The 23,997-nt window shown below is 68.8% G+C and carries 27 protein-coding genes and 1 pseudogene; 21 read left to right on the top strand and 7 right to left on the bottom strand.

All coding sequences use genetic code 11. From position 1 onward, the window contains the following. Positions 1 to 46: 46 nt before the first annotated feature. Entirely contained in the window at positions 47 to 1,108 is a 1,062-nt protein-coding gene (locus F3J15_RS11430) for a Dyp-type peroxidase (protein ID WP_166890891.1), read from the bottom strand. Between the two features lie 364 nt (positions 1,109 to 1,472). Here F3J15_RS11430 and F3J15_RS11425 point away from each other — a divergent pair, with 364 nt between their 5' ends. The 6 genes from F3J15_RS11425 (at position 1,473) to F3J15_RS11400 (ending at position 5,182) form a co-directional block, all read left to right on the top strand. Beyond that, positions 1,473 to 1,853 (top strand): LysR family transcriptional regulator, encoded by a 381-nt coding sequence (locus F3J15_RS11425; protein WP_166890888.1) that lies wholly within the window; start codon positions 1,473 to 1,475, stop codon positions 1,851 to 1,853. After that, entirely contained in the window at positions 1,850 to 2,299 is a 450-nt protein-coding gene (locus tag F3J15_RS11420; RefSeq protein ID WP_089487201.1) for a phosphate-starvation-inducible PsiE family protein, read from the top strand. The genes F3J15_RS11425 and F3J15_RS11420 overlap by 4 nt, the downstream gene beginning before the upstream one ends. 54 nt (positions 2,300 to 2,353) lie before the next feature. Next, entirely contained in the window at positions 2,354 to 2,551 is a 198-nt protein-coding gene (locus tag F3J15_RS11415; protein ID WP_089449432.1) for a hypothetical protein, read from the top strand. Between the two features lie 68 nt (positions 2,552 to 2,619). Further along, a complete protein-coding gene (locus F3J15_RS11410) occupies positions 2,620 to 3,075 on the top strand; it encodes a DUF1269 domain-containing protein (RefSeq protein ID WP_166890885.1) in 456 nt (151 codons plus the stop codon). A 34-nt stretch (positions 3,076 to 3,109) separates the two neighbouring features. Beyond that, positions 3,110 to 3,364: a hypothetical protein gene (locus tag F3J15_RS11405; protein ID WP_166890883.1), complete on the top strand. Its 255-nt coding sequence runs from the start codon at positions 3,110 to 3,112 to the stop codon at positions 3,362 to 3,364. 393 nt (positions 3,365 to 3,757) lie between these two features. After that, positions 3,758 to 5,182 carry a PLP-dependent aminotransferase family protein gene (locus tag F3J15_RS11400; protein ID WP_069249479.1) on the top strand — a complete coding sequence of 475 codons (1,425 nt, stop codon included), beginning with the start codon at positions 3,758 to 3,760 and terminating at the stop codon, positions 5,180 to 5,182. 43 nt (positions 5,183 to 5,225) lie between these two features. Here F3J15_RS11400 and F3J15_RS11395 read toward each other — a convergent pair whose 3' ends face one another. Then, complete coding sequence (locus F3J15_RS11395) at positions 5,226 to 6,386, bottom strand: NAD-dependent formate dehydrogenase (RefSeq protein WP_166890880.1); 1,161 nt, start codon at positions 6,384 to 6,386, stop codon at positions 5,226 to 5,228. Between the two features lie 232 nt (positions 6,387 to 6,618). On the opposite strand from F3J15_RS11395, the gene F3J15_RS11390 reads away from it, so the two are divergent. Both F3J15_RS11390 and F3J15_RS11385 read left to right on the top strand, forming a co-directional pair. After that, positions 6,619 to 8,151: an FAD-dependent oxidoreductase gene (locus F3J15_RS11390; protein WP_166890877.1), complete on the top strand. Its 1,533-nt coding sequence runs from the start codon at positions 6,619 to 6,621 to the stop codon at positions 8,149 to 8,151. A 37-nt stretch (positions 8,152 to 8,188) separates the two neighbouring features. Continuing rightward, positions 8,189 to 8,566, top strand: coding sequence for a DUF5594 family protein (locus tag F3J15_RS11385; RefSeq protein WP_166890873.1), 378 nt, complete (start codon positions 8,189 to 8,191; stop codon positions 8,564 to 8,566). A gap of 38 nt (positions 8,567 to 8,604) precedes the next feature. On the opposite strand, the gene F3J15_RS11380 is transcribed toward F3J15_RS11385, so the two are convergent. Beyond that, the gene (locus tag F3J15_RS11380) at positions 8,605 to 8,823 is read right to left on the bottom strand and encodes a DUF6566 family protein (RefSeq protein WP_089449438.1); all 219 of its coding nucleotides are present in this window, start codon (positions 8,821 to 8,823) and stop codon (positions 8,605 to 8,607) included. A gap of 134 nt (positions 8,824 to 8,957) precedes the next feature. Here F3J15_RS11380 and F3J15_RS11375 point away from each other — a divergent pair, with 134 nt between their 5' ends. From F3J15_RS11375 to F3J15_RS11360, 4 genes are all read left to right on the top strand, one after another. Beyond that, positions 8,958 to 9,596, top strand: coding sequence for an NAAT family transporter (locus tag F3J15_RS11375; protein WP_089449439.1), 639 nt, complete (start codon positions 8,958 to 8,960; stop codon positions 9,594 to 9,596). Between the two features lie 45 nt (positions 9,597 to 9,641). Next, positions 9,642 to 10,106: a DUF1269 domain-containing protein gene (locus tag F3J15_RS11370; protein ID WP_166890870.1), complete on the top strand. Its 465-nt coding sequence runs from the start codon at positions 9,642 to 9,644 to the stop codon at positions 10,104 to 10,106. A 457-nt stretch (positions 10,107 to 10,563) separates the two neighbouring features. Then, positions 10,564 to 11,931: a sigma-54 dependent transcriptional regulator gene (locus tag F3J15_RS11365; protein ID WP_166890868.1), complete on the top strand. Its 1,368-nt coding sequence runs from the start codon at positions 10,564 to 10,566 to the stop codon at positions 11,929 to 11,931. A gap of 37 nt (positions 11,932 to 11,968) precedes the next feature. Beyond that, a complete protein-coding gene (locus F3J15_RS11360) occupies positions 11,969 to 14,275 on the top strand; it encodes an ATP-binding protein (RefSeq protein ID WP_166890865.1) in 2,307 nt (768 codons plus the stop codon). A 110-nt stretch (positions 14,276 to 14,385) separates the two neighbouring features. Here the strand turns inward: F3J15_RS11360 and F3J15_RS11355 are convergent, their stop codons facing one another. Then, positions 14,386 to 14,817 (bottom strand): CBS domain-containing protein, encoded by a 432-nt coding sequence (locus tag F3J15_RS11355; protein WP_166890862.1) that lies wholly within the window; start codon positions 14,815 to 14,817, stop codon positions 14,386 to 14,388. A 493-nt stretch (positions 14,818 to 15,310) separates the two neighbouring features. Between F3J15_RS11355 and F3J15_RS11350 the strand changes: the two genes are divergently transcribed. The 6 genes from F3J15_RS11350 (at position 15,311) to F3J15_RS11325 (ending at position 18,615) form a co-directional block, all read left to right on the top strand. Beyond that, positions 15,311 to 15,616, top strand: a complete 306-nt coding sequence (locus tag F3J15_RS11350; protein WP_166890859.1) for a hypothetical protein — start codon at positions 15,311 to 15,313, stop codon at positions 15,614 to 15,616. 160 nt (positions 15,617 to 15,776) lie between these two features. After that, complete coding sequence (locus F3J15_RS11345; protein WP_166890856.1) at positions 15,777 to 16,085, top strand: hypothetical protein; 309 nt, start codon at positions 15,777 to 15,779, stop codon at positions 16,083 to 16,085. Between the two features lie 212 nt (positions 16,086 to 16,297). Then, the gene (locus F3J15_RS11340) at positions 16,298 to 17,758 is read left to right on the top strand and encodes an RNA polymerase factor sigma-54 (RefSeq protein WP_166890853.1); all 1,461 of its coding nucleotides are present in this window, start codon (positions 16,298 to 16,300) and stop codon (positions 17,756 to 17,758) included. 77 nt (positions 17,759 to 17,835) lie between these two features. Further along, entirely contained in the window at positions 17,836 to 18,024 is a 189-nt protein-coding gene (locus F3J15_RS11335) for a DUF3008 family protein (protein ID WP_089449570.1), read from the top strand. Between the two features lie 46 nt (positions 18,025 to 18,070). Then, positions 18,071 to 18,232, top strand: coding sequence for a DUF1328 domain-containing protein (locus F3J15_RS11330; RefSeq protein ID WP_011349711.1), 162 nt, complete (start codon positions 18,071 to 18,073; stop codon positions 18,230 to 18,232). Continuing rightward, complete coding sequence (locus F3J15_RS11325) at positions 18,229 to 18,615, top strand: DUF3022 domain-containing protein (protein ID WP_089449447.1); 387 nt, start codon at positions 18,229 to 18,231, stop codon at positions 18,613 to 18,615. Before F3J15_RS11330 ends, F3J15_RS11325 begins: the two co-directional genes overlap by 4 nt. Before the next feature lie 154 nt (positions 18,616 to 18,769). On the opposite strand, the gene F3J15_RS11320 is transcribed toward F3J15_RS11325, so the two are convergent. After that, positions 18,770 to 20,089, bottom strand: a complete 1,320-nt coding sequence (locus tag F3J15_RS11320) for a cation:proton antiporter (protein ID WP_166890850.1) — start codon at positions 20,087 to 20,089, stop codon at positions 18,770 to 18,772. Between the two features lie 40 nt (positions 20,090 to 20,129). Then, entirely contained in the window at positions 20,130 to 20,486 is a 357-nt protein-coding gene (locus tag F3J15_RS11315) for a DUF3175 domain-containing protein (protein ID WP_069249493.1), read from the bottom strand. Positions 20,487 to 20,655: 169 nt separating this feature from the next. Here F3J15_RS11315 and F3J15_RS11310 point away from each other — a divergent pair, with 169 nt between their 5' ends. The 3 genes from F3J15_RS11310 (at position 20,656) to F3J15_RS11300 (ending at position 22,038) form a co-directional block, all read left to right on the top strand. Further along, positions 20,656 to 21,027 (top strand): DUF3022 domain-containing protein, encoded by a 372-nt coding sequence (locus tag F3J15_RS11310; RefSeq protein WP_069250254.1) that lies wholly within the window; start codon positions 20,656 to 20,658, stop codon positions 21,025 to 21,027. Positions 21,028 to 21,234: 207 nt separating this feature from the next. Further along, positions 21,235 to 21,582: a DUF1488 domain-containing protein gene (locus F3J15_RS11305; protein WP_166890847.1), complete on the top strand. Its 348-nt coding sequence runs from the start codon at positions 21,235 to 21,237 to the stop codon at positions 21,580 to 21,582. A gap of 228 nt (positions 21,583 to 21,810) precedes the next feature. Continuing rightward, positions 21,811 to 22,038: a hypothetical protein gene (locus F3J15_RS11300; RefSeq protein WP_166890844.1), complete on the top strand. Its 228-nt coding sequence runs from the start codon at positions 21,811 to 21,813 to the stop codon at positions 22,036 to 22,038. Here F3J15_RS11300 and treY read toward each other — a convergent pair. After that, positions 22,025 to 23,882, bottom strand: a pseudogene (treY, locus tag F3J15_RS11295) (malto-oligosyltrehalose synthase); the annotation flags it as partial. The gene F3J15_RS11300 and the pseudogene treY overlap by 14 nt on opposite strands. Positions 23,883 to 23,997: the final 115 nt, after the last annotated feature.

Raw genomic sequence — 23,997 nt, 5'->3', positions numbered from 1 at the left:
GTCTCGCCCGGCGCGGGGTGGGCGCGCCGGACTTTGGCGATTGGCGTTACGACGGCACGCCTTTCAGCGAGCCGATTTTCAGCGAACCGTCGCGATGCGGCGCGGACGATGCGGGCGCCGGCTCCGCGGCATCGGCCGCCGGCGCCACGCGATCGGCGAGCGCTTCGAGCAGGTCGGCGGACGGCACGAAGAACAGCGAGCCGGTGACCGCGCGGCTGTAGTCGAGCAGGCGGTCGTAGTTGCCGGGCGGGCGGCCGACGAACATGTTCTCGAGCATCTGCTCGATCGGCGCCGGCGAGCGCGCGTAGCCGATGAAGTAGGTGCCGAATTCGCCCGCGCCCGGGCGCCCGAACGGCATGTTGTCGCGCAGGATCTTCACTTCCCGGCCGTCCTCGTCGAGCGTGGTCAGCGAGCTGTGCGAGCACGACGGCTTCACATCCGGCGCGAGTTCGATGTCGGACAGCTTGGTGCGGCCGATGATGCGCTCCTGCGTCTCGACCGCGAGCGCGTTCCAGCCGGCCATGTCGTGCAGGTACTTCTGCACGATCACGTAGCTGCCGCCCGCGAATTCCGCGTCCTCGTCGCCGATCACCGTGAAGTCGACCGCATCGCGGCCTTCCGGGTTCTCGGTGCCGTCGACGAAGCCGATCATCGCGCGCTGGTCGAAATTGCGGAAGCCGTGCACCTCGTCGACGACCGTGACGGCATCGCCGAGCGCGCCGAGCAGCTGCGTCGCGAGTTCGAAGCACAGGTCCATCGCTTCCGCCCGAATGTGCAGCAGGATGTCGCCCGGCGTCGCGACCGCGACGCGCTGGCCCGCGCCGAATTCACGGAACGGATGCAGCGCGGCGGGACGCGGGTTGCCGAACAGCGCATCCCATGCGTCGGCGCCGAAGCCGCACACGCAGGTGAGGTTGCCGCCCGGCACGCGCTTGCCGACCGAGCGCACGAGCGCTGCGATGTCGCCGCACCATGAACGGATCGTATCGGCGTGGTCGGCGCCGGGATTGATCGTCGCCACGAGGAAGATCGCGCTGCGCGTGATCGTGCTGTGTACGTTTTGGGGGATCGGGGGAGGTGTCTGCATCGTGGCTTGCCGGTCAGTCATGTCGGGACGGTAGTGCCGTGGCGCGCGAGGGCGAACGGTTGAACTGTGTCATGCGACTGTTCTCTTTGTGTCATGCGGATGAAGGACGTTGCGCGGGCCTCGCGCAACGGGCCGCAGCGGTGGCGGCCGCACGGGGCGCGTGACCTGCCCGCGCCGCGTCACGTCGTCGAGCAAGCAATCTAGCAGCTTCGGCCGGTCTTTGGAACACGAATTGCCAAACTGTCATGCGAATGCGTCAAACAGGGCCGGATTTTGGCCCGCGCCCGCGCAGCTGTACTCCTGGCGCGTGCGGCGCTGTGCTCTTGAGCGTGCGTGCCGCGTGCAGTAGATTAGGTCCCGCTGCGCCGCCACGAGGAGCGTCATCATGAACCTGCTGGAAGCGATGCGTGTGTATGTCGCGGTGGTCGAGCATGGCGGCCTGTCCGGTGCGGCGTCCGCGTTGCAACTCGACGAAGCGCAGGTGAGCGAACGGATCGACGGCCTCGAACGGTATCTCGGCTGCCGCCTGCTGCTGTGCCGCGACCACGACGACGTCGCCTGCACCGACGCGGGCGACGCGTTCCACGTGTGCTGCCGCCGGACGCTGTCCGCGGTCGAGCAGGCGACCGACGCGGCCGGCCCGCATGCGCCCGATATGCCGGACAGGCCCGATGCGCACGATACCGTGCATGCCGCCGCGCGCGACGCGACTTTTCCGCCGCCGCCCGGCGCCGCTCATGCCTCAACACAGCGACTGTCACCTTGAATACGACCACCATTCCCTGCTCGCCCGCCGAGCGCATCCGCCGCCGCTTCGGCCATTTCCTTCACGCGGCCGAACTGGCCGGGCTGATCGTGATCGGGCTCGCGACCGCGTTCGCGATGGCGCAGGAGGCGTGGAAGGTCGTGCTCGCGGGCGAGGTGTCGCTGACCGACCTGCTGCTGATGTTCCTGTATCTGGAAGTGCTCGCGATGGACGTGCGCTACCTGCGGCTCGGCCGGTTGCCCGTGCGGTTTCCGCTGTTCATTGCGATGACGTCGCTCGCGCGCGACCTGATCCTGCGCGGCGCAACCGACAGCCCCGAACGGATGCTGATGACGACGTTCGGGATCGTGCTGCTCGCCGTCGGCGTTCTGATCCTGAGTTTCGGCCAGCACCGCTTCCCGGCCGACGTCGCCGATGTCGAGGACGATGCGCATGCGCGCAGGTAACGCGCGGGCGGCCGGCCGCATGCATGTTCGCTGTCCTTGCAAGGAGGGAGCCGGATGAGCACCCATTCCGTGGAATCGAAACGGGCGATCGAGCTGCAGCGCGCGGCGTCGGACGCCTACCGGCTGGCGCGCGACACGCGCGATGCCGATCCGGCGCTCGCACGCGCGCCGTCCGTCGCCGGGTTGCAGCGAGAGGCTGCGTACGCGTATGCCGACGCGGCGCGTGCACGCGAGGCGGCCATCGGCATCTGAGTCGAACCCCGGCGTGCCGCATCGGGTGCGGCCGCTGCCCCTGACCATCCAACCGAGCGAGGTATCGAATGACCAAGCAACTGATCGTCGCCGTGTTCGGCAGCGTCGACACGGCCCGCCAGGCCGCGAACGATTTCGAGGCGCTGTCGGAGAAGGACGAAGGATTCAACATCGAGAACGGCGTCGTCGTCGAGAAGGACGCGACCGGCAAGCTCGCGGTCCTCCACGCCGAATCGCGGCCGTTCAAGGGCGGCGTGATCGGGGCGATCGCGGGCGGCTTGCTCGGCCTGCTCGCCGGGCCGCTCGGCGTGGTCACCGGCATGGCGGCCGGTGCGGGCGCCGGCATTCTCGCGGAAGCGGCCGGTAATGCGCTGCTCGACGGCACGTTCGTCGAGACGGTTGCGGCGCGGCTCGTGCCCGGCAGTGTCGCGATCATCCTGGAAGCGAAGGAAGATACACCGTTCTCGGTCGACAACGTCGTGACGGGATTCGGCGGCAAGGTGTTTCGCCAGTCGCTCGATTGAGCGTGTCGTTGTCGAACCGTAACGGGAGAACCGCATGCGCATCGAACAATCGTACCGTCGCTTCGACATCGCGGCGACGCTGTCGCCGCTGCCCGGCCACGGCAACCGCGCGATCGCTAGCGTCGAGGTGACGACCGACGATCCGGCCCGCCTCGCCGATCTCGGCACCGGGCAATTCCTGCAGATCCGCAAGTGGGTCGAGTCGAACGACATTGCCTTGCTGACGGTGGTGTTCGACGAGTGCAAGGTCGCGATCGATCACTACGCGGACAACGTCGACGACGCTTGAGCGCACGCGGGGCCCGCGTGTGACCGGGCTTCGCATGACTGGCCGCCCGATGGCCGTCGGCAAACCGCGACGCCGCGCGTCGGCACCGCGCCCGGCGAATGCCTGCCACGCGATCGCGCGGGGCCGTTTGACGTCGCGTTTCAATCTGTTCACCACGCCGGCCGGATTTCACGTTTCCTCGCCAAACTGTCACTTACATTCGTCGAAATGACGCAGTAGGATGCCGAACCTTGTCTTGATGAGATTCGCATTGCTATCCGCCTTCAATTTCGATAACGGACGAGGTTCGCACCGGGACGCCCGCGCCCGGGCACGGCTATCCGGCTTCGTGCACCGGCGCGGCCCTGCCGCCCGTGCAGCGCACGCCGGTTCACCGCTGGCGGGGCGAGGCGGATGAAGCTCTACGAGAAATTTGCAAACGACATAGAGAGACTCATCCGGCAGGGCGTATATCGACACGGCGATCGTGTCCCTTCGGTGCGGCAGGCGAGCCAGCAGCACCGGATCAGCATCACGACCGTGCTGCATGCGTATCTGCTGCTGGAAAGCCGCGGGCTGCTCGAGAGTCGCCCGCAGTCGGGCTATTTCGTGAACCTGCGGCGCGACGACAGCCATGCGCCGGTGCGCGAGCTGCGGCCGTCGAAGCCGATCGCGATCTCGTCGTCGGTCGACGTGAGCCGGCTGGTGCTGTCGACGCTGCGCTCGATCGGCACCGACGACGCGGTGCCGCTCGGCTCGCCGTATCCGGACCCGAGCCTGTTTCCGTTCGAGAAGCTGAACCGCTATGCGTACGCGGCCGGCCGCGACAAGTCGCTGTGGGGCGTGACGGACGGGCTGCCGCCGGGCCATCCGCGGCTGATCCGCCAGATTGCACGCCGCTACCTGGAAAACGGGATGTCGGTGGACCCGAACGAGATCATCGTCACGGTCGGCGCGACGGAGGCGATCAACCTGTGCCTGCAGGCGGTCGCAAAACCGGGCGATACGATCGCGGTGGAATCGCCGACGTTCTACGCGATGCTGCACGCGATCGAGCGGATGGGAATGAAGGCGATCGAGGTGGCGACGCATCCGGAGTACGGAATCGACATCGCGGCGCTGGCCGCGATCGCGAAGTCGCAGCCGATCGCCGCATGCATGGTGATGCCGAACTTCCAGAACCCGCTCGGCTTCCAGATGCCCGACGAGCGCAAGCGCGAGCTGGTCGAGTTCGCCGCGAAAGCCGACCTGCCGATCATCGAGAACGGCGTGTACAACGAACTGTACTTCGGCAACATGCATCCGAGCACGCTGAAGTCGTTCGACCGGCACGACATCGTGCTGCACTGCTCGTCGTTTTCGAAGAGCCTGACGGCCGCGTACCGGATCGGCTGGGCGCTGCCGGGCCGCTATCGCGAGCAGGTCGAGAAGCTGAAATTCCTGAACACGCTTGCGACGCCGTCGCTGCCGCAGCTCGCGATCGCGGAGTTTCTCGAACGCGACGGCTACGAGCATCACCTGCGGCGGATTCGCAAGGCCTATGCGCAGCAGGCGAACCTGATGCGCACGATGGTGTCGCGGTTCTTTCCGGAAGGCACGCGCATCTCGAGCCCGGCGGGCGGGTATGTGCTGTGGATCGAACTGCCTGCGCAGATCGACGCGATGCGGCTGTACCAGCTCGCGCTGGAGCAGGGGATCACGATCGGGCCCGGCTACATGTTCTCGATCACGGACAGCTACCGGAATTTCATCCGGCTGAACTACAGCAGCCCGTGGTCGCCGGAGATCGAACAGGCGGTGATCGCGGTCGGCAAGCTCGCCGCCTACTGCCTCGACTGATTGATCCGCCGCGCGTCGCGCGTCGTGCGGCGCGTGCGCGGCGTCACGTCAGCCGGTACGACTGCGCCCCCGTTCCCGCGAGCGTGCCGCCGTCGACGATCAGGTATTCGTTGCGGATCGGCTTGCCGTCGAACCAGCATTGCAGGATCTCCAGCGTGCCGGCCGCGTAGCGTGCCTGCGCGGACAGCGACGTGCCGGAGATATGCGGTGTCATCCCGTTGAACGGCATCGTGCGCCACGGGTGATCGGCCGGCGCCGGCTGCGGAAACCACACGTCGCCGCCGTAGCCCGCGAGATGCCCGGACGTGACGGCATTCACGACCGCGTCGCGGTCGACCAGCTTGGCGCGCGCTGTGTTGATCAGGTACGCGCCGCGCTTCATGCGCGCGATCATCGCCGCGTCGAACAGGTGCTCGGTCGACGGGTACAACGGAATCTGCAGGTTGACGATGTCGACGGCGCTCGCGAGCGACGCGGCATCGGCGTGATACGTGAGCCCGAGTGCCTGCTCGACCGACGCATCGAGCCGGTGGCGCTGCGTGTAGTGCAGATGCAGCCCGAACGGCTGCAGCCGGCGCAGCACGGCGAGCCCGATGCGCCCCGCGCCGACCGTGCCGAAATGCATGCCTTCGACGTCGTAGCTGCGCGACACGCAGTCGGCGATGTTCCAGCCGCCTTGCTGCGCGATCGCATGCGACGGCAAGTAGTTGCGCACCAGCGCGAGCGTCGTCATCACCACGTGCTCGGCCACGCTGATGCTGTTCGAGCCGGTGACTTCGGCGACGGTGATGTGGGCGCGCGCGGCGGCGTCGAGATCGACGTGATCGGAGCCGATGCCGGCCGTCAGCGCGAGCTTCAGCTTCGGCGCGCGGGCGATTCGCTCGGCCGTCAGGTACGCGGGCCAGAACGGCTGCGAGATCACCACGTCCGCTTCGGGCAGCCGGCGCTCGAATTCGGAGTCGGGGCCGTCCTTGTCGCTCGTGACGATCAGCGTGTGGCCGTGCGCTTCCATATAGGCGCGCAAGCCGAGTGCGCCAGACACCGAGCCGACGAGTTCGCCGGGACGAAAGCCGGGCGGCCCGGCCGGCGTCGGCGCGGTTTGTCCGTCCGCGTAGTGCGTGATGACCGGAATTGCATCGCGCACGTAGCGCGGCGGATAGCCGTCCACAGGATCGGGGTACAGCACGCACAGGACAGTGGCCATCGGGTAGTACTCCTGGTGACGGGAAGGCGGCATGCAGCTTGCGCAGGATGCGCGACGTGCGCCGCAGGCCGCTGCCGTGTTGCGCCGCAACGTTGATGACGTTCTACGCCCGTCATGGATCTCGTACAAGCTACAGTGCGTGTTTGCGTGCGCTGCGGGGACGTCTGTACCTGTTCTTTTCAGGAGGGATGTCGATAATGGGATCGTTACCTGACTTTTCGGGAGCCACGTCATGACTGAACGCGACGATTCGTCGTCACGCCCCGATCTCACGCAAGGCATCGCGCTCGACGAGCTCGCCGACGGCGCAATGATCGAGGGCCATGTCGGCGACGCGGCGGTGCTGCTCGTGCGCCGCGCCGATGAACTGTTTGCCGTGGGCGCGCAGTGCCCGCACTACGGCGCGCCGTTGGCCGACGGCCTGCTGGAGGGCGACACGATCCACTGCCCGTGGCATCACGCGGCGTTCTGCCTGCGCACCGGCGAGCTGCTGCGCGCGCCGGCGCTCGACGGGCTGCCGTGCTGGCGTGTCGAACGCCGCGACGGCCGCGCCGTCGTGCTCGATGAACGCCCGGCCGCCGCGCCGCCGGTGCTCAATGCGGCCGGACTGCCCGCGTCGGTGGTGATCGTCGGCGGCGGCGCGGCGGCCATCGCGGCGGCGGTGACGCTGCGTCAGGAAGGTTATCCGCATCCCGTCACGCTGCTCACGGCCGATGCCGATCCGCCATACGACCGGCCGAACCTGTCGAAAGACTATCTCGCCGGCACGGCCGATGCCGACTGGCTGCCGCTGCGCGCGCCGTCGTTCTATGCGGACCATCAAATCGACGTGCGGTGCGGCACGCGTGTCGTACGAATCGATCCCGCGCAGCAGGCGGTCGAACTGGCCGACGGCAGCCGCGTCGGATACGGCGCGCTGCTCCTTGCAACGGGGGCCGAGCCGAACCGGCTGACCGTGCCTGGCGCGGATCTGCCGCACGTGTGCGTGCTGCGCTCGCGCGCCGATTGCGACGCACTGATCGGCAAGCTGAAAACGACGCGTCGCTGCGTCGTGGTCGGCGCGAGCTTCATCGGGCTAGAAACGGCCGCCGCGCTGCGCACGCGCGGGCTCGACGTGCAGGTCGTCGCGCCCGATGCGCACCCGATGGCGCGCGTGCTCGGCGAAGCGCTCGGCAGCACGATCCAGGCACTGCACGAGTCGCACGGCGTGGTGTTCCATCTCGGTGCGACACCCGCGCGGATCACGCCGGACAGCGTGACGCTGTCGACCGGCGACGTGCTGCCGGCCGATCTCGTGGTGGTCGGCATCGGCGTGCATCCGAACGTGGCGCTCGCGCAGGACGCGGGGCTGGCCGTCGACCGCGGCGTGACGGTCGACCGCTTCCTTCAGACGAGTGCGCCCGGCATCTATGCGGCCGGCGACATCGCGCGCTGGCCCGATCCGCTGACGGGCGAGCGGATTCGCGTCGAGCACTGGGTCGTCGCCGAGCGGCAGGGCATCGCCGCCGCGCGCAACCTGCTCGGGCAGCAGCGGCCGTTCGACGCTGTGCCGTTCTTCTGGACCCAGCATTACGACCTGACGGTCAATTACGTCGGGCATGCGGAGCAATTCGATCGTGTCGAGATCGATGGCGACCTCGGCGCGCACGATAGCTCGGTCGCGTACTGGCGCGGTAACACACGGCTCGCGGTCGCGACGATCGGCCGCGATCTCGACAGCCTTAAGGCGGAAGCGGCATTCGAGCGGCAGATTGCAGCCGCGTGACGGCGATGTGACGACATGATTCGAACCCGGAGGCGAGATGAATCCCGATGTGCGTGCACGTTTCGAAACCGAGTTTGCGCCGCGCATCGCGGCGCGCGTGCTCGGCCTGTATCGGCCTGGCGAAGTGAGGGTGGACGTCGTGCCGCACGACGGGCAGGGCAGCCCGACCTGTGTCGACGTGATCGGCCTCACGTCGACAGTCGGATTGCCGAACCGGCTGAACGCGCGGCTCGCGTGGCGTGACGACGCGATCGATGCGTTGCTGGCCGAGCCCGACCGCAGCCGCTTCGACCGCTATCTCGCGGCGCTGCCGGTCACGATCGAACGCTGGCAGATGGAGCTGCCGGTCGATTTCAGCACGCGCACCCAGCGCGATCGCGAGATCCTGATCGGCGATCTGGATTTCGATGCGTGAAACGCGCCGTGCGATGCGTGCGGGTGAGCCGGTTGCCGCTACCGGTCGCGTGTCTTGATGATCACGCGGCCCTGGTCGATGCCGCCGCGCAGTGCTTCGTCGCACGTGAGCCATTCGGGTGTGACGAGCTCGGGCGCGGGCAGGTCGACCGGCACGCCGTCGCGGAAGATCCGCACCTGCGCGACCCACGCGCCGTTCGCGTTGCGCGTCGCGTCGACGCGAATCTCGTGACCCATGAAGGTGTCGGTGGCTTGCATCGGTCGGGGCCCTCCGTCGTACGTGAACGCGGTGCGTCGATCGTAGCAGCATGGCGTGCGCCGTGCATCCGGAACGAAGCGGAACCTGCGCGCGATTCGACGCACGTGTCGACGCGCGAGACGGGAGCGAACCTGTGGCCTTCGACCTGACCTTTTCGATCAAGGTGTTCGCGGCGCTGTTCGCGATCATGAACCCGATCGCGAACATCCCCGTGTTCCTGTCGCTCACCGAGGGCGCGGCGGATGGCGAGCGCCGCAAGGTCGCGCTGACGGCCGCGATCGGCGTGACGGTCGGCTGCATCGTGTCGGCGGTCGCGGGTGGCGCGATCCTGCATGTGTTCGGCCTGACGATCGACGATTTCCGCCTCGCGGGCGGGCTGCTGGTGCTGCTGATCGCGCTGTCGATGCTGCACGGCGCGCCGAGCCGCCAGCATTCGCCGGGTGACGACGAAGGCGCCGATCCGGCCGCGGCCGAGGGCGTCGCGATCTATCCGCTGACGATCCCGCTGCTCGTCGGCCCCGGCACGATCGCGACGATGATCGTGCTCGGGCATAGCGCGTTCTCGACCGGGCAGGAAATCGCGTTCGCGCTCGGGCTCGCGGCGTTTCTCGTGTTGCTGGCCGTCTCGCTGCTGTCGGCACCGCTGATCGGCCATTACCTGTCGCCGCGCGTGACGGCGGTGACGCAACGGCTGATGGGGATGATTCTCGCGGCGATCGCGATGCAGATGATCGTCGCGAGCCTGAAGGCCGCGTTCGGGCTGCCGCATTGAGTGCGGCGCATCCGGAAGCGGCCGCCTGAATTCACGGAGTGGCAGATGAATACGTTGATCGTGTTGTCCTATCCCGACCTCGCGGCCGCCCATCGCGCGCTCGCCGAACTCGATACGTTGCGCGACCGGCACGTCGTCGCGCTGTCGGGGGTGGCGATCGTCGAGTGCACGACCGACGGACAGTTGCACGCGCATGCGGTCGACCCCGATCGCACGCCGCCCGCGTCGCTGCTCGACAGCGTGGTCGAGCGCATTGCATCCTCGCTCGATGCGTGGCGCGAGAAGCCGGTGGACGACGCACTGATCGACCGCGTCGCGCGTAAGGCGCGCCCCGGCACCGTGTCGCTCGGGCTGGCCGCGACGCAACTCGATATCTACGCGCTGAGCACGGCGCTCGCACCGTTCGGCGGAGACGTGATCGACACGACGCTGTCGATCGACGACGAACTGAAGCTCGTCGAAGCGATTTCGAACGCGCGCGACGGCGGCAGCCAGGCCACAATCGACTGACGGATCGACGAATCGGATAGAACGCCCGATGCGCGGCAAGTGACGCAGCAGGGTCGGAATCGAACGCTAACGAGCGGCCACGATCGTCATCCGACGATTTCGACATGCGAAAAATCGGACCGGAAACTTTGACCGCTCGGCGCGTCGAAGTGCGCAAAAGACGCGATCGGGACGACTTCACGCCGCATGACCCCTTTTAAACGATGACGTTCTTACCGATTGCGGTGCATTGAATCCGGCAATGCAGGTGGTGTGCGCGGATAGATTTATTCGATGATCGGCGAATGCGCGACATGCCTCTCCTATACTGACAGGGACAGCTTTTCACGGGAGGACAGCCAATCGGCACGAGTGCATCGATCATGCCGTATCGTCGTGCGACCGGTGGCCAGACCTCGCTGCAACCTGCCGCGGTCCCGGCAGCTACGCGCGCCGGGCCGCTTCACAAGGAGCCACGATGCCCTACGTCCTGATCGTCGAAGACGATGCCGATACGCGGGCGATGCTCGCAACGCTCGCACGCACGCAGCAGCTTGCCTGCGATACGGCCGCGACGCTCGAGGAAGCGCGCACGCTCGTGTCGACGAATACCCCCGATCTCGTGCTGTGCGATCTCGTGCTGCCGGACGGCAACGGGATGGATCTGTTCGATGCGTTGCCAAAGCATTCGCACTGCGAAATGGTGCTGACCACCGGCCACGCGAGTCTCGAAACCGCGATCGATGCGCTGCGTCGCGGCGCAACCGACTACCTGGTGAAGCCGCTGAACATGCAGCGGCTGAACAGCATCTTCGCGCGCGTGCCGCGCACCACCGCGCTGCATGAAGAGATTGCCGAACTGCGCTCGGAACTGCAGCGCCTCGGCCGCTTCGGCCGCATGCTCGGCAGCTCGCCCGCGATGCAGACCGTCTACGACGCGATCGGCCGGGTGGCGCGTACCGAGGCGTCGGTGCTGCTGACGGGCGAATCGGGCACCGGCAAGGAGCTGGCCGCGCAGACGGTGCACGACCTGAGCCTGCGCCGCCGCGGCCCGTTCCTCGCGGTGAATTGCGGCGCGATCGCCGCGAACCTCGTCGAGAGCGAGATGTTCGGCCATGACCGCGGCAGCTTCACGGGCGCGGAGCGCCAGCACAAGGGCTTCTTCGAACGCGCGGACGGCGGCACGCTGTTTCTCGACGAGATCACCGAGATGCCGCTCGAGTCGCAGGTCAAGCTGCTGCGCGTGCTCGAGACGGGGCGCCTCACGCGGCTCGGCTCGACGCGCGAGATCGATGTCGACGTGCGCATCGTCGCGGCGACCAACCGCGACCCGGAGGCCGCGATGGCCGACGGCAAGCTGCGGCCCGACCTGTTCCACCGGATCAACGTGTTCCCGATCCCGCTGCCGTCGCTGCGCGAGCGCGGCGACGACATCCCGATGCTCGCCGATGCATTCCTGCAGCAGTTCAACGCCGAAAGCGGCCGCACATTGCGGTTCTCGCCCGCCGCGCGCGACGCGCTGAAGACTTATGCGTGGCCCGGCAACGTACGCGAGCTGCGCAACTTCGTGCAGCGCGCGAGCATCTTCTGCGACGCGGACGTAATCGATACGCTGCCGCCGCCGATCATGGACGAACTGTCGAACCTGGCCGATTCGCACGAGGATCGTGTGACCGTGCCGTTCGGCACGTCGCTCGAGGAAGCCGACCGCAAGCTGATCCTCGGCACCATCGCGCAATGCGGGGGTGTGAAGGCGCAGGCGGCCGAGGTGCTCGACGTCAGCCTGAAGACAATCTACAACCGGCTCGCGCAGCTCGAAGACGAGGCGGACAAGCCGGAATCCTGATGCAGCCGCGACCGACTCGCAGGCAGGAGCGTGATCGATGATCGATATTTCGCGGACCCGCGCCGGCAACTACGTCACGGCCGTGATGCTGGTTGCGATCGCCACCGTGCTGCAGGCGCTCGCGATCCGCTTCGGCGGCGTGAACCTGCCGCTCGTCCTCTACTATCCGCTGCTCGCGGGCGCCGCGTGGGCGACGTCGTTCCTGTTCGGGATGGCTGCGACCGTCGTCAGCGGCCTGCTCGTGTGGACGCTGTTCCTCTCGGATCCCGTGGCCTATACGCAGCCGCTGCCCGATCGGCTCATGCAGCTCGGCACCTTCGTGCTGATCTGCGCGCTCGTCTGCGCGATCGTGTCGATGCTGCGCCACGCGCGCTTCACGAACGATGCGGCGGTGCGGCGCGAAGCGGCCGCGCGCCGGCGGCTCGAAGCCGTGCTGCAGGCGCTGCCGCATGGCGTGATCGCCACCGATACGAACGGGCGGCTCACCTACATCAACGCTGCCGCGGCCGCGCTCGTCGGCGCCCGGCCGGACGATGCGCTGGGCCGCGCCGCGCGCGACGTGCTGCGGATCGTCGATCGCGATGGCCGGCGCGTTCAATCGACACCGCTCGATCTCGCGCTCGGCGGCGAGGGTGTCGTGTCGGATCGCCACTGGCTGCAGGGGGAGAGGAGCGAGCCGGTGCCGATCGCCGAGGTGGCCTCGCCGCTCGCCGATGCGGACGGCAACGTCGATGGCGCCGTGCTGCTGCTGCGCGCCGCCGACGCGGACCGTTCGCGGGTCGATGCGTCGCGGTTGCAGCGCGCCGTCGTCGATGCGTCGCCCGACGCGATCGTCGGCATCGATACCGACGGACGCATCGTCAGCTGGAACCCGGCCGCGCAACGCATGTTCGGCTATGACGAAAGCGCTGCGCATGGGCGCACGTTCGAATCGCTGGTGGCGATGCGCTGGCTGAAACGCAAGCCGCTCGTCCAGTCGTTCGACGACATGCACGCAGCGGTCGGGCCGATCGACCTGCTGTGTGTGCGACGCGATGGCCGGCGCTTTCGTGCGACCGTGTCGGCGGGCCCGGTACGCGGCGACGCGCGTGCCGCCGTCGCGCTGTCGCTGACGCTGCGCGAGGCTGGCGCGCAGCGCCGTCATGACCTGCGCGCGCAGCGGTCGCTGCAGGGCGCACGCGATGCGCGCGACCAGGCCGATACGTCGAACCGCCTGAAGGACGAACTGCTCGCGACGGTGTCGCACGAGCTGCGCACGCCGCTGAACGTGATCTACGGCTGGGTCGAGGTGCTGCGCAATTCGGGCGACAGCGCGCTGCAGCAGCAGGCGATCGACGCGATCGACCGCAGCGCGCGCTCGCTCACGCGGATGGTCGGCGACATCCTCGACGCGTCGTCGCTTGCCACCGGCAAGCTGCAGCTCGACGCGATGCCGGTGGACGTCGTGCGGCTGTTCTCCGATTCGGTCGGTGCGTTCCAGACGGCCGCGGCGTCGGCCGGCATCGTGCTCGAATTCGACTGTGCGGCGCCGACCTGCGTGGTGTCGGGCGATGCCGAGCGCTTGCGGCAGATGCTGTCGAACCTCGTGTCGAACGCGCTCAAGTTCACGCCGTCTGGCGGCAGCGTGACGGTCGGGCTCGCGCGCAACGACGCGCGGGTGGTGCTGACCGTGCGCGACACGGGGCAGGGCATCGTGCCGGCGTTCCTGCCGTACGTGTTCGACATGTTCCGCCGCGCGGATGATTCGCCGGCGTCGTCGCGGCGCGGGCTCGGCCTCGGCCTGTCGATCGTGCGGCATATCGCCGAGCTGCACGGCGGCGGCGTCACGGTCGAGAGTGCGGGCCGCAATCGCGGTGCGACGTTTACGGTGACGCTGCCGGCCGGCTGGCCGCCGGTCGGCGCGATGGCGTGGGGGAGTGCGCACATGGACGGCCTGCGCGCACCGCTGACGCTCGATACGCAACGCATCCTGATCGTCGACGACGATCCGACGACACGCGAGAGCCTCACCGCCGCGCTGACGACGTTCGGCGCGGCCGTCGCGATCGCGTCGACGGGCCGTGAAGCGCTCGCGGTGGCCGCCGACCTGCGGCCGACCGTCGTGCTGTCCGATCTCGCGATGCCCGATGGCGACGGCTTCTGGCTGCTCGACGCGTTGCGGCGCGCCGGCATGAACGGCGGCGGCGGGCCGCCCGGCATGCGGGTGCTCGCCGTGACCGCGCATGCCGGCCTGGCCGACGAACGCCGCGCGCTCGAGGCCGGGTTCGACGGCTATCTGTGCAAGCCGGTCGACGTACGCGAACTGGCGGACAAGATCTCGCGCGTGACGAAGCAGGACGGTTGACGCGGCGGCCGTCCGTCGTTGCCCCCGTTGCGACGACCTGTTTCGGTGATGCGGGGCCGACCTCGACCGGAGCCTGGCAGGCTGCATCGCGCGCGGCATTCGATGCGCGATCACGTCCGCTTCGGCTGCGACACGCCTTCGAGCACGTTCGCGACGTCGTCGCGCGCTGGGCCGACCGAGCGCGTCGCGATGTCCGCGAGCGACAACATGCCGACCAGCCGCTTGTCGTGGTCGACGACCGGCAGGCGCCGCAACTGCGCATCGGCCATGTAATGCTGGACCTCGTCCAGCGAATCGTCCTCGAAACACCATTCGATCGGGCCCGACGCGACTTCCTGAATCCGCGTCTCCGGCGGCTTGCCGACCGAGATCGCGCGCACCGCGAGGTCGCGGTCCGTCACCATCCCCACCAGCCGGTCGTTGTCGCACACGGGGAGCGCGCCGACGTCGTAGCGCTCCATCAGTTGCGCGGCATGGCGGATCGAATCGGTCGGCGCGATGCGCACGACGTCCTGCGACATGATTTCGTTGACGCGATGCATGACGACCTCCTGGCGGGTTGGATGGGGTGATTCCTGTGCGGATTCGGCAAACCGCATGCCGTCCGGCACGCGCGGCCCGTCACTCGCCGCTGCGTTTGCGCGAGTTCTGCCGAGGGATTTCGTCTTTCGTCATGCGTATCACGTAACGCCGCCCGTCGCGGGCGGGTCGCTCGCGGGAACATGTCCTCGAGCTGCGCGTCGACACGGCATTCCGAATGACGAATGACGCGTGCGCGTGTGGCCCGATGCTTATGCGACCGCGACGGATCGGCGGTTCGTCGTTCGTGCACCGGCGCGTCATGGCCGGGCCGGGCCGAATCCTTCATGGCAACGCGCCCGCGGACGACGAAGTCGCGAACGTTTCCGCAACGACCATGCCCGGGGTTGGCACGCGGCACGGGACTTGCCGTATCGACGGGGATGACGACGAAGATGACGACGACCACGCGCGCCGCGACCAGTGCCGGCCGTGCGCACATCACACGGAGGCACGATGACGATTCCAAAACGGCGAGAGGGCGTGCGCTACGAGCTCAACGTTTGCGGCGGCGGGTTCGATTCGGTGAAGAGCCACTTCAAGGAATGGAAGAGCGAACCGCTGATCTACCGACCCGAGCGCCGGATGTTCGAGGGCAAGGCTGATGTACGGCTGCTCGGAGAAGAGACGTTCGGCTCGACCGAGCCGGCGAGATTCGCGCTGCAGCGTGCGTGCGAGCCCGCCGACACGTATGCGCTCGCGGCACGCGTGCGCGACGACGGCCGCGAGCTGTGGCTCGTGATGGCCGCGTATGACGCATAGCGGCGCGCGGGCAGGCATCGCAGCGAACGACGGTGGTTCGAACGCCCGGCGCACTGCGGGACGATGTGCTCGACGCGTGAGCGGATGGCACGTGGATTGCGGATTGGCCGTGACCTGACCAACCGATTCCGCGGCTGTCGCGGACTTCAGGAGGTATTCAATGAAACCGATCCGCACGATACGCCCAGGCGCATGCCTGATGACCGTCGCGTGCGCGCTGGCCGCATGCACGCAACCTGCTCCCTACGGCGCGCGAGGCGCGCCGCCCGCGCCGCCCGGCGTCCACGCGCCGTCGCCGGGCACGACGATGCCCGATGCCAATACGCGTTACGAGACGCGGCCGTCGCCGGGCAACACGATGCCGCCGGGCGCGAATGCCGGCGACCCGGTCGACGTGCCGCCACCGGGCCCGAACGGCACGCCGGGTGACCCGCCGCTGCCGGGCACGCCGCCGCCGACGCAGTACTGAAACATTCCACGGCCGGCGCGTGGCGGGACGGTGCGCGAAATGCGTGCCCAAACTTGCCGACAGCTTGTAAAAAAGCGGCCCCGACGGTCTGCAGGACGGGGTGCGAACCCGCGTGACCCGCGACGCGGTGCGACCGGCCCGCCTGGCATGGAAGCTGCATTAATCCTGACCGAATACGAAACGAAACCCGTGAAACGTCAGGAGGACCATCGATGTCCGTCTCGCTTGCGCTGCAGATGCGACAGCATCTGGCACTTACGCCGAGGCTTCAGCAGTCGCTGCGGTTGCTGCAGTTGTCCTCGCTCGAATTTCAACAGGAATTGCGACAGGCGCTCGATCAGAATCCGTTCCTCGAGGATGGCCAAGGAGACGAGGAGGCTGCCACTGACGCAACCGGGCAGCCGGCCGAGGCCGCCGCGCCCGAAGCGGCACCCGAGCCCGACGACGCTCGCCTGCAGGACGGCGAAGTCCCCGAAGTGCCCGAGGTGTCCGAAGTGTCGTTGACGGCCGCGCCCACGCCGCGCGGCACGAGCCGCCAGGGCGACGATGCAGGCGGCCAATCGCCCGGCGAATGGCTGGCCGCGGAGCCGTCGCTGAATCAGCAGTTGCACGATGCATTGCGCCTCTATCCGTTGAACCGGCGTGACCGCGAAGCCGCGCGCATCGTGATCGACGCGCTCGACGAAGACGGCTACCTGCGCCAGGAACTGGCCGAACTGCTGGTCGCGGCCGACCCCGCGCTGCTGCTGTCGGAGCAGGATCTCGCGGTCGGGCTGCGGCTCGTGCAGATGCTCGACCGCCCGGGGCTGGCCGCGCGCTCGCTGTCCGAGTGTCTCGTGCTGCAACTCGACGCGATCCCGGCCGGCACGCCGGCGCTCGCGGAAGCGAAGGCAATCGCGCGCGAGCATCTCGAGCGTCTGGCACGCCGCGAGACGGCCGAGATCCAGCGGCGGATCGGCTGCGACGCGCCGACGCTGCAGGCGGCCTGCGCGCTGGTGCGCGGGCTCGACCCGCGCCCCGGCAATCATTACGGCAGCACGCGCGGCGACTACGTGGTGCCCGACGTGATCGTGCGCCAGGTGCGCGACGAGTGGATCGTGACGATCAACCCGGCCGTGCTGCCGCGCGCGCGGCTGCATGAACGCTATGCGACGCTGTTCGCGCAGTCGAGCGGCGAACGTGATTCGCCGCTTGGCCAGCAGCTGCAGGAAGCGCGCTGGCTGATCCGCAACGTGCAGAAGCGCTTCGAGACGATCCAGCGCGTCGGCGAATGCATCGTCGCGCGGCAGCGCGATTTCTTCCGCTACGGCGAGATCGCGATGAAGCCGCTCGTGCTGCGCGACATCGCCGAGGAACTCGACCTGCACGAATCGACCGTGTCGCGTGCGACGGGCAACAAGTACATGGCCACGCCGCACGGCACGTTCGAGTTCAAGCATTTCTTCCCGCGCAAGCTCGAGGCGGCCGGCAAGGGCGTGTGCTCGGCGGCGGCCGCGAAGGTGCTGATCCGCGACATGATCGCGTCCGAACGGCACACCGATCCGCTGTCCGACGTCACGCTCGCGCAGAACCTCGCGGGCCGCGGCATCCTGCTTGCGCGTCGCACGGTGACGAAGTATCGCCAGGCGATGAAGATTCCGCCGGCCGACCTGCGGCGCCGCGACGCCGCATGACGGTGGCCCGGGCGAGCCCGTCGCGGGCACGTGCCGACCGTCGCGTCGACGCGTGCGCCCACGACGGGCGCGCAACCCTGCCGGCGACGTCCCAGGCCCGGCAGCGTGCGGCGAGCGCCGCGCTGTCGGCCAGACACGGCAACACGAAAATGCAGGACCTCATGCCGCCGGCGAAGCCGATGGCCAGGTCGATGAGCGAAAAGGAACGTGAAAAAATGGCGTCCACGCCGAGACGCGGCAAACCGGAGCACAAGCACGATGCGTGACCGGCGACGACGTGTATTGACCACTGCTGCCATCCAGGAGGTATCCATGCTGCGATACGCCGTCATCTTCTTCATCATCGCGATCGTCGCGGCCGTGTTCGGCTTCGGCGGTATCGCGGCCGGCGCGGCCGAGATCGCGAAGATCCTGTTCTACATCTTCGTCGTGATCTTCCTGGTCACGCTGCTGCTGGGCGTCGTGCGACGATGAGCGGCGCACTCCGCCGGTCGCAGCGCATCGAGGAACTCGAGCATGCGCTCGCGAACGGTTTCCCGTCGGAATCGACCGTCGTCGTGCATGCGGACGACGCGTCCGGGCGGCTGACGATCCAGGTGTCATGGGTGCGCGTGCCGTCCGACGAGGACGCGCGCGAATGGCGTTGCACGGTCGACCTGCGGTTCGATCCGGACGTGATCACGCGCTATGCATCGCTCGGCGCGGCCGACCGGCTGCGCGTGCGCACGGTTCTGTGCGACCGCGCGCGGCGCGCGGTGGACGAGCGCAAGCCGCGCGTCGAGGAGGAGGCGATCGAATGCAACGTCGCGCTCGACGTGACGCGCGCCGAACTCGACGCGGCGCTGCGCGCGCCCTGACGCCGCTGCCGCTCGCGGGGTGGCAGCGCGGCGATCCGCGTGGCCGCTGCATCCCGAACGCAGCGAGCGCATGTCGATGCCTCCCTCAAACACTCCGGCGCAGGCGCCCGCGTGGCGACCCGATCGCGTGGCCGCGTGCATCGTCATGCACGCTTCAGCGCCGATGCTGCAGCCGGTGATACCAGTTCATCAGCGGCGTCGCGGTGATCCCGTGCGCGATCACAGATGCCGACACGACGGCCAGCACGGGAGCCACGAGCGGGCGCACCGTGCCGGAGGGCCCGTGTTCGAGCGCGAACAGCAGGTAGTAGAACGAGCCGATGCCCCGGATGCCGAACCACGCCATCAGCCGTCGCTGCGCAAGCGTCGCGCGCGAACCGGTGAGCGTGACCAGCACCGCAAGCGGGCGCACGGCGACGAACAGCACGACGACCAGCGAGGCCACGCCCCACGTCAGCAGCGGGCCCGGCAGTTTCATGAGCACGCTGCCGATCATCGTCATCACGAGGGCTTCGGCGATCCGTTCGAGTTCGATCGTGAAGCCGAGCACCGATTCGGCCATGAACGCGTGCGTTTTTTCCGGATGCTTCTCGGTGGCGACGACGTCGGACGAATCGATCTTGCCGATCACGTCGCGTGGCGCGCGGTCGCCGCTCGCGCGGTGCTCGACCCGGCGCATCGCGACCCCGGCCGCGAACGTCGCGATGAACCCGAATGCATGCGCGTACTGCGCGGCGCCGAACGACAGCACGATCAGCGCGAGCGCGAAGAAGCCTTCGAGGCCGAGCGCCTGGGCGTGGCGCGTGCGCAGCCAGCCGATCGTCTTCGTCGTGATCCAGCCGAGGCCGCCGCCGATCGCGGCCCCACCGGCGATGCCCCACAGCGCGGTGAGCGCGAACGCGCCCGACAGCGGCGGCAGCCCGTGCGTCGTGCCGGGCGCGCCGCACAGCGCGAGCCCGGCCAGCGCGAACGGCAGTGCGATCCCGTCGTTCAGGCCGCCTTCGCCCGACAGCGCGAAGCGCACGAGATCGCGATCGCCAGGGTCGTGCACCTGCACGTCGTGCGCGAGCACCGGGTCGGTCGGCGCGAGGATCGCCGCGAGCAGCAGCGCGGGGCCCAGGTCGAGCCCGAGTACGAGCATCGCGCACGCGGCCAGCAGCGGCACGGTGAGGCCCATCGCGACCAGGCCGAGGCTGCACGGCACGCGCCACAGCGGGTCGTTGAGCGGCACGCGCAGCCGCAGCCCGATCGCGAACAGCGAGACGAGCAGCGCGATCTCGACGATTTCACGCAGCAGCCGTGCGTCGCGTTCGAGATCGAGATCCAGCAGGCCGGCGCCGGCCGGGCCGAGCAAGACGCCGAGCACGAGATAGATCATCGCGCTGCTGACGGGCAGGTGGCGCAGCGCGGACGTCGCGACGCCCATGCCCATCAGCACCGCGCCGACGATCAGGTACCAGAGCGTCTCGTGCATGTATGCCGTCGCGGCAGGCCGGTCACGTGGTCGCGCGCCGTCAGGGCTTGCGGCCGAACGCTTCGCGCAGCTTCCGCTTCGCGCGTTCGAGCGTCGTGCGGCGCGTTTTCGGCAGGTTGCGGCCTGCGCGGTTCACGTAGAAGTTCAGCATCGACATCGCCGACTGGAACGGCGACGCATGGCGGCGGCGGCTGTGTTCGGCCGAACGCTTCAGCGACGCGGCGATCGCGGCCGGGTCGTCGGACTTGAAGATGTCGGGTTCGATGTCGAGCGCATCGCTTTTTTGCGTGACCTCGGCGGACCAGCGCTTGCGGTGGTGCGGGTCGGTGCCGCGGGTGCGGCCGGGGCGCCGCGTCAGGCGCTTGCCATGCGCATGGGTAGCGGTAGCGGAAGGCATTAAGTCGGCTCCATTGGGGTGACAGGGACGTAGTGACGCGGTTGGCGGCGCAAACCGCGTGCCGCGCGGCGCGCCTCATCCGTACGACGAACCCGTGCCGGGCGCGGCACGGGTGTTGCTCCAAAGGACAGGCTGGACATGCCATCCCGCCATCACGCAGGAGGACATCATGCAATCGCATTCCCGGATCTGGCTGGAAAACGACGAGTTCGACAACGATGCCGATGGCGACATGATCGACGCCGACGATCTCGATACGACGGTCCATGTCGACGTCGCAACGGGCAGGATCGTGTTTCAGGCGGCGTGGGCGGAGGCGGCCGATCCGCCGCCGGAGACCGCGCGGCATTCGGTCGTGCTCGTGCTCGATTGCGACACGATGGAGCGCTATGCGGACCTCGACGAAAGCACGCGGATGCGCGTGCACGCGCTCCTGCACGCCACGGTGGAGGACCTGCTCGACCGCCTGCCCGACGAACACGTGACGCTGACGGTCGAGCTGACCGACGCGATGCTCGACGCCGCGCGCAGTCTGCAGTAGCTGCGCCGATCGGCTTTCCGATACTCGATTGGCGCGCGCGAACGGGGCGGCAGGCACGCCGCTTGCTGCGCGACTGGCATGGCGCGTCACGCGCCACCACGCGGACGGAGGGGCTCATGAGCGGCAGATTGGAGCATTGCAGGCTAGCCATTCTCGCGATCGGGGACGCGCCGGTCGATCGCCTCTCGGCGCGGGGCGCCTGAGACCATGGCCACCGATTCCGCACGCCGTGTGACGCTGGTCGACGAGCCGCCCGTGTTCGACGGGGCGGCGCTGCAGTTGTGTTTCGTCGTCGATGTCGATGGCGAGCCGCAAACCTGGGCCATCACGGTCGAAGCGCTGGAAGATCATTTCGGCGCACGCTCCGCGCTGGAGGCCGACTTGCGCGATGCGTTCGAACAGGGCCGCGCGCGCATCGAAGCCGCATGCGCCGACGTGCTGGGCGACAGCAACGACAACGGTAACGGTAACGGCGGCATGGTGCTGCACAGCGGCTATTTCCGCGCGCCGGCCGGTCGTGCGCGAGCGGGCCTGTCCCGGTCTCGGGGATCCTGACCCCGGCTGGCTTTCCCGGTGCGTGCGTGCCGGTTTGCCTCCCGCGGTTTGCCTCCCGCATTACACACCGTTGAAAACTTTGCACCGCGCACGGGCCGCCGTGTGGTGCCACATCGCGCCGCGCGCACGCGGCACGGATGACGGAGGCGCCACGCAAACCGGCATGGTCCGTGCATGCATTGCTGCTCGCCGGCGCGCATCTCGCGCAGCCGCCAACGGGGAACGAGCATGCTGACCGCACATGAATTCGCCACGCTGCTCCTGGTGCATCGCGCACCGGAGCAGCTCCAGATCGACCGCGAGGATGTCCTTGCGCTGGTCGAACAGCACCTGATCGTGATGCAGCACGACGACGCGTCCGGCGAGCGCCGGCCTGCGTTGACGGCCGACGGACTGTCGGTCGTGCAGTGCGTGCAGCGCAACGACGCGAGCGAGCCCGACGTCACCGACGCGTGACGGGCGGATGCGCCGCGACGAGCACCGCGACGGGCAACGCGGCCAGGCAGCGGTCGAGCGGCAGCATGCGTCCCGGCACGTCGATCGTATCCCGCGCATTCAGCCCGTCCGTCCATGGCCCGTCGATATCGCGCGGCAGCACGACCGCCGTTTCGCCCCATTGCGCGGGTTCGACGCGCGGCACTTCCGGTGCTTCGCCGAGCAATCGGCCCGCGAGCCGCGTCGCGACCACCACCACGGTGGCCTCCTCGCTGCACCGCGCGAACGCCACCGCATGCCGCCCGAGCGGACCGCGTACGCGCAGCGGCACGTATGCGCCATCCGCGAACGTCACCGGCCATCGCGCGCGCAGCGCCAGCATGCGCTCGACCAGCGCCCGCTTCACGCGCGCATCGGGCCACGTCGCCAGATACGACGCGACCGGCTCGTCGACCCGCTCGGCCGCGAGCGCCGCGAACGGCACGTCGCGGCGGTTGTCCGGATCGACGAGCGAGTGATCCCATGATTCAGATCCTTGATACAGGTCGGGCACGCCGGGCGATGCCATCCGCAGCACGGCCTGCGTCAGGCTGTTGACGACGCCGGCCGGCGCGATCCGCGCGACGAACGCATGCAGCCGGTGCGCGAAGTCGCCGGCGCCGCACGGCCTCAGGATCGCGCGCACGAACGCTTCGCAATCGCGCTCGTAGCGCATATCCGGCGCGAGCCAGTCGGTGTGCCGCTTCGCCTCGCGCAGCGCTTTCGTCTGCCACTGCACGACGCGCTCGGTGAGCGCCGCGAGCCCCGCCGCGTCGTCGGGCGCGAGTCCAGGCGGCCAGCAGCCGACGAGCGTCTGGTACAGCATCGCCTCGGCGGCCGGCCCCGGCGCCCATGCGAGGTCGCGATGCGCGCTGCCGCGATGCGGCCGGTTGAGCGCGGACCAGTCGAGCGACACCGCGCGCCACGCGTCGGGTATTTCGCTGAGCACGGCCAGCCGCGCACGGGCATCCTCGCCGCGCTTGTGGTCGTGCGTGGCGGTGGCGACGAGCCCGTGCGGCACGGTGCGCGCGCGGCGCCGGTTGCGCGCATGGAACGCGCCGCGCGACAGGCTGAAGTCGCCCGCGTCGGCGCCGACCTCGTTGCGCGACAAGAGCCGGCCGTAACGATAGTGAGCCGTATCCTCGACGCCCTTCGCGGCCAGCGGCGCGGTGAGCTGCGCGAACGCGACGCGCGCCGCGTGCAGTGCGGCGGCGTCCGCGCGCGGCACGCGTGCGACCGGCAAACCGAGCCAGGTGGCGACGTGATCGAGTGCGAACCGGTCGGCAGGATCGATGGCCGCGACCGCCCGTTCGTACGCCTGCGCGAGCACGCGACGATCGGCGTCGGCCGGTTCTTCGTCCTGCACCGGATACATCCGGTACACGGGCAACTGCACCGCGAGTTCCCCCAGTACGCGCCGAATCGCGATCCGGCTCACGTCGCGTGTCGCGGGTGCCGCACGCGCAACGCCGTGCAACGCCCGCGCGGCGCGCGCATGCTCGACGGCGAGCTGGCGCATCAGCACGCGCCGCTTGCCGTCAAGCGCTTCCTGCGCGAAGGTGCGCGACGAACCCGACACGTGCGCCCAGTGCGCGGCGAGCGGCGCGGCGCCGGCCGGATCGTGCAGCAGCGCGCCGACGTCGTTCATGAAGTCGTAGCCGGTCGTGCCGTCGACGGCCCAGTCGGCGCGCAGCGTTTCGCCGGGCGCGAGGATCTTCTCGACGACGATATACGGCCGCGCGTCGCGTTGCGCGGCAAGCCGCTGATGCAGCCGCCGGCAATATGCGCGCGGATCTCAGTAAGTCGTGGTCGGGCGTGCCGTCGACGGCCCAGTCGGCGCGCAGCGTTTCGCCGGGCGCGAGGATCTTCTCGACGACGATATACGGCCGCGCGTCGCGTTGCGCGGCAAGCCGCTGATGCAGCCGCCGGCAATATGCGCGC

The sequence above is a fragment of the Burkholderia sp. Ap-955 genome, from assembly GCF_011753045.1.
GTDB classification, from domain to species: Bacteria; Pseudomonadota; Gammaproteobacteria; order Burkholderiales; family Burkholderiaceae; genus Burkholderia; species Burkholderia lata_D.
Note: the sequence above shows the minus strand (reverse complement) of the source record. Positions and strands in the feature narration are given on the sequence as shown.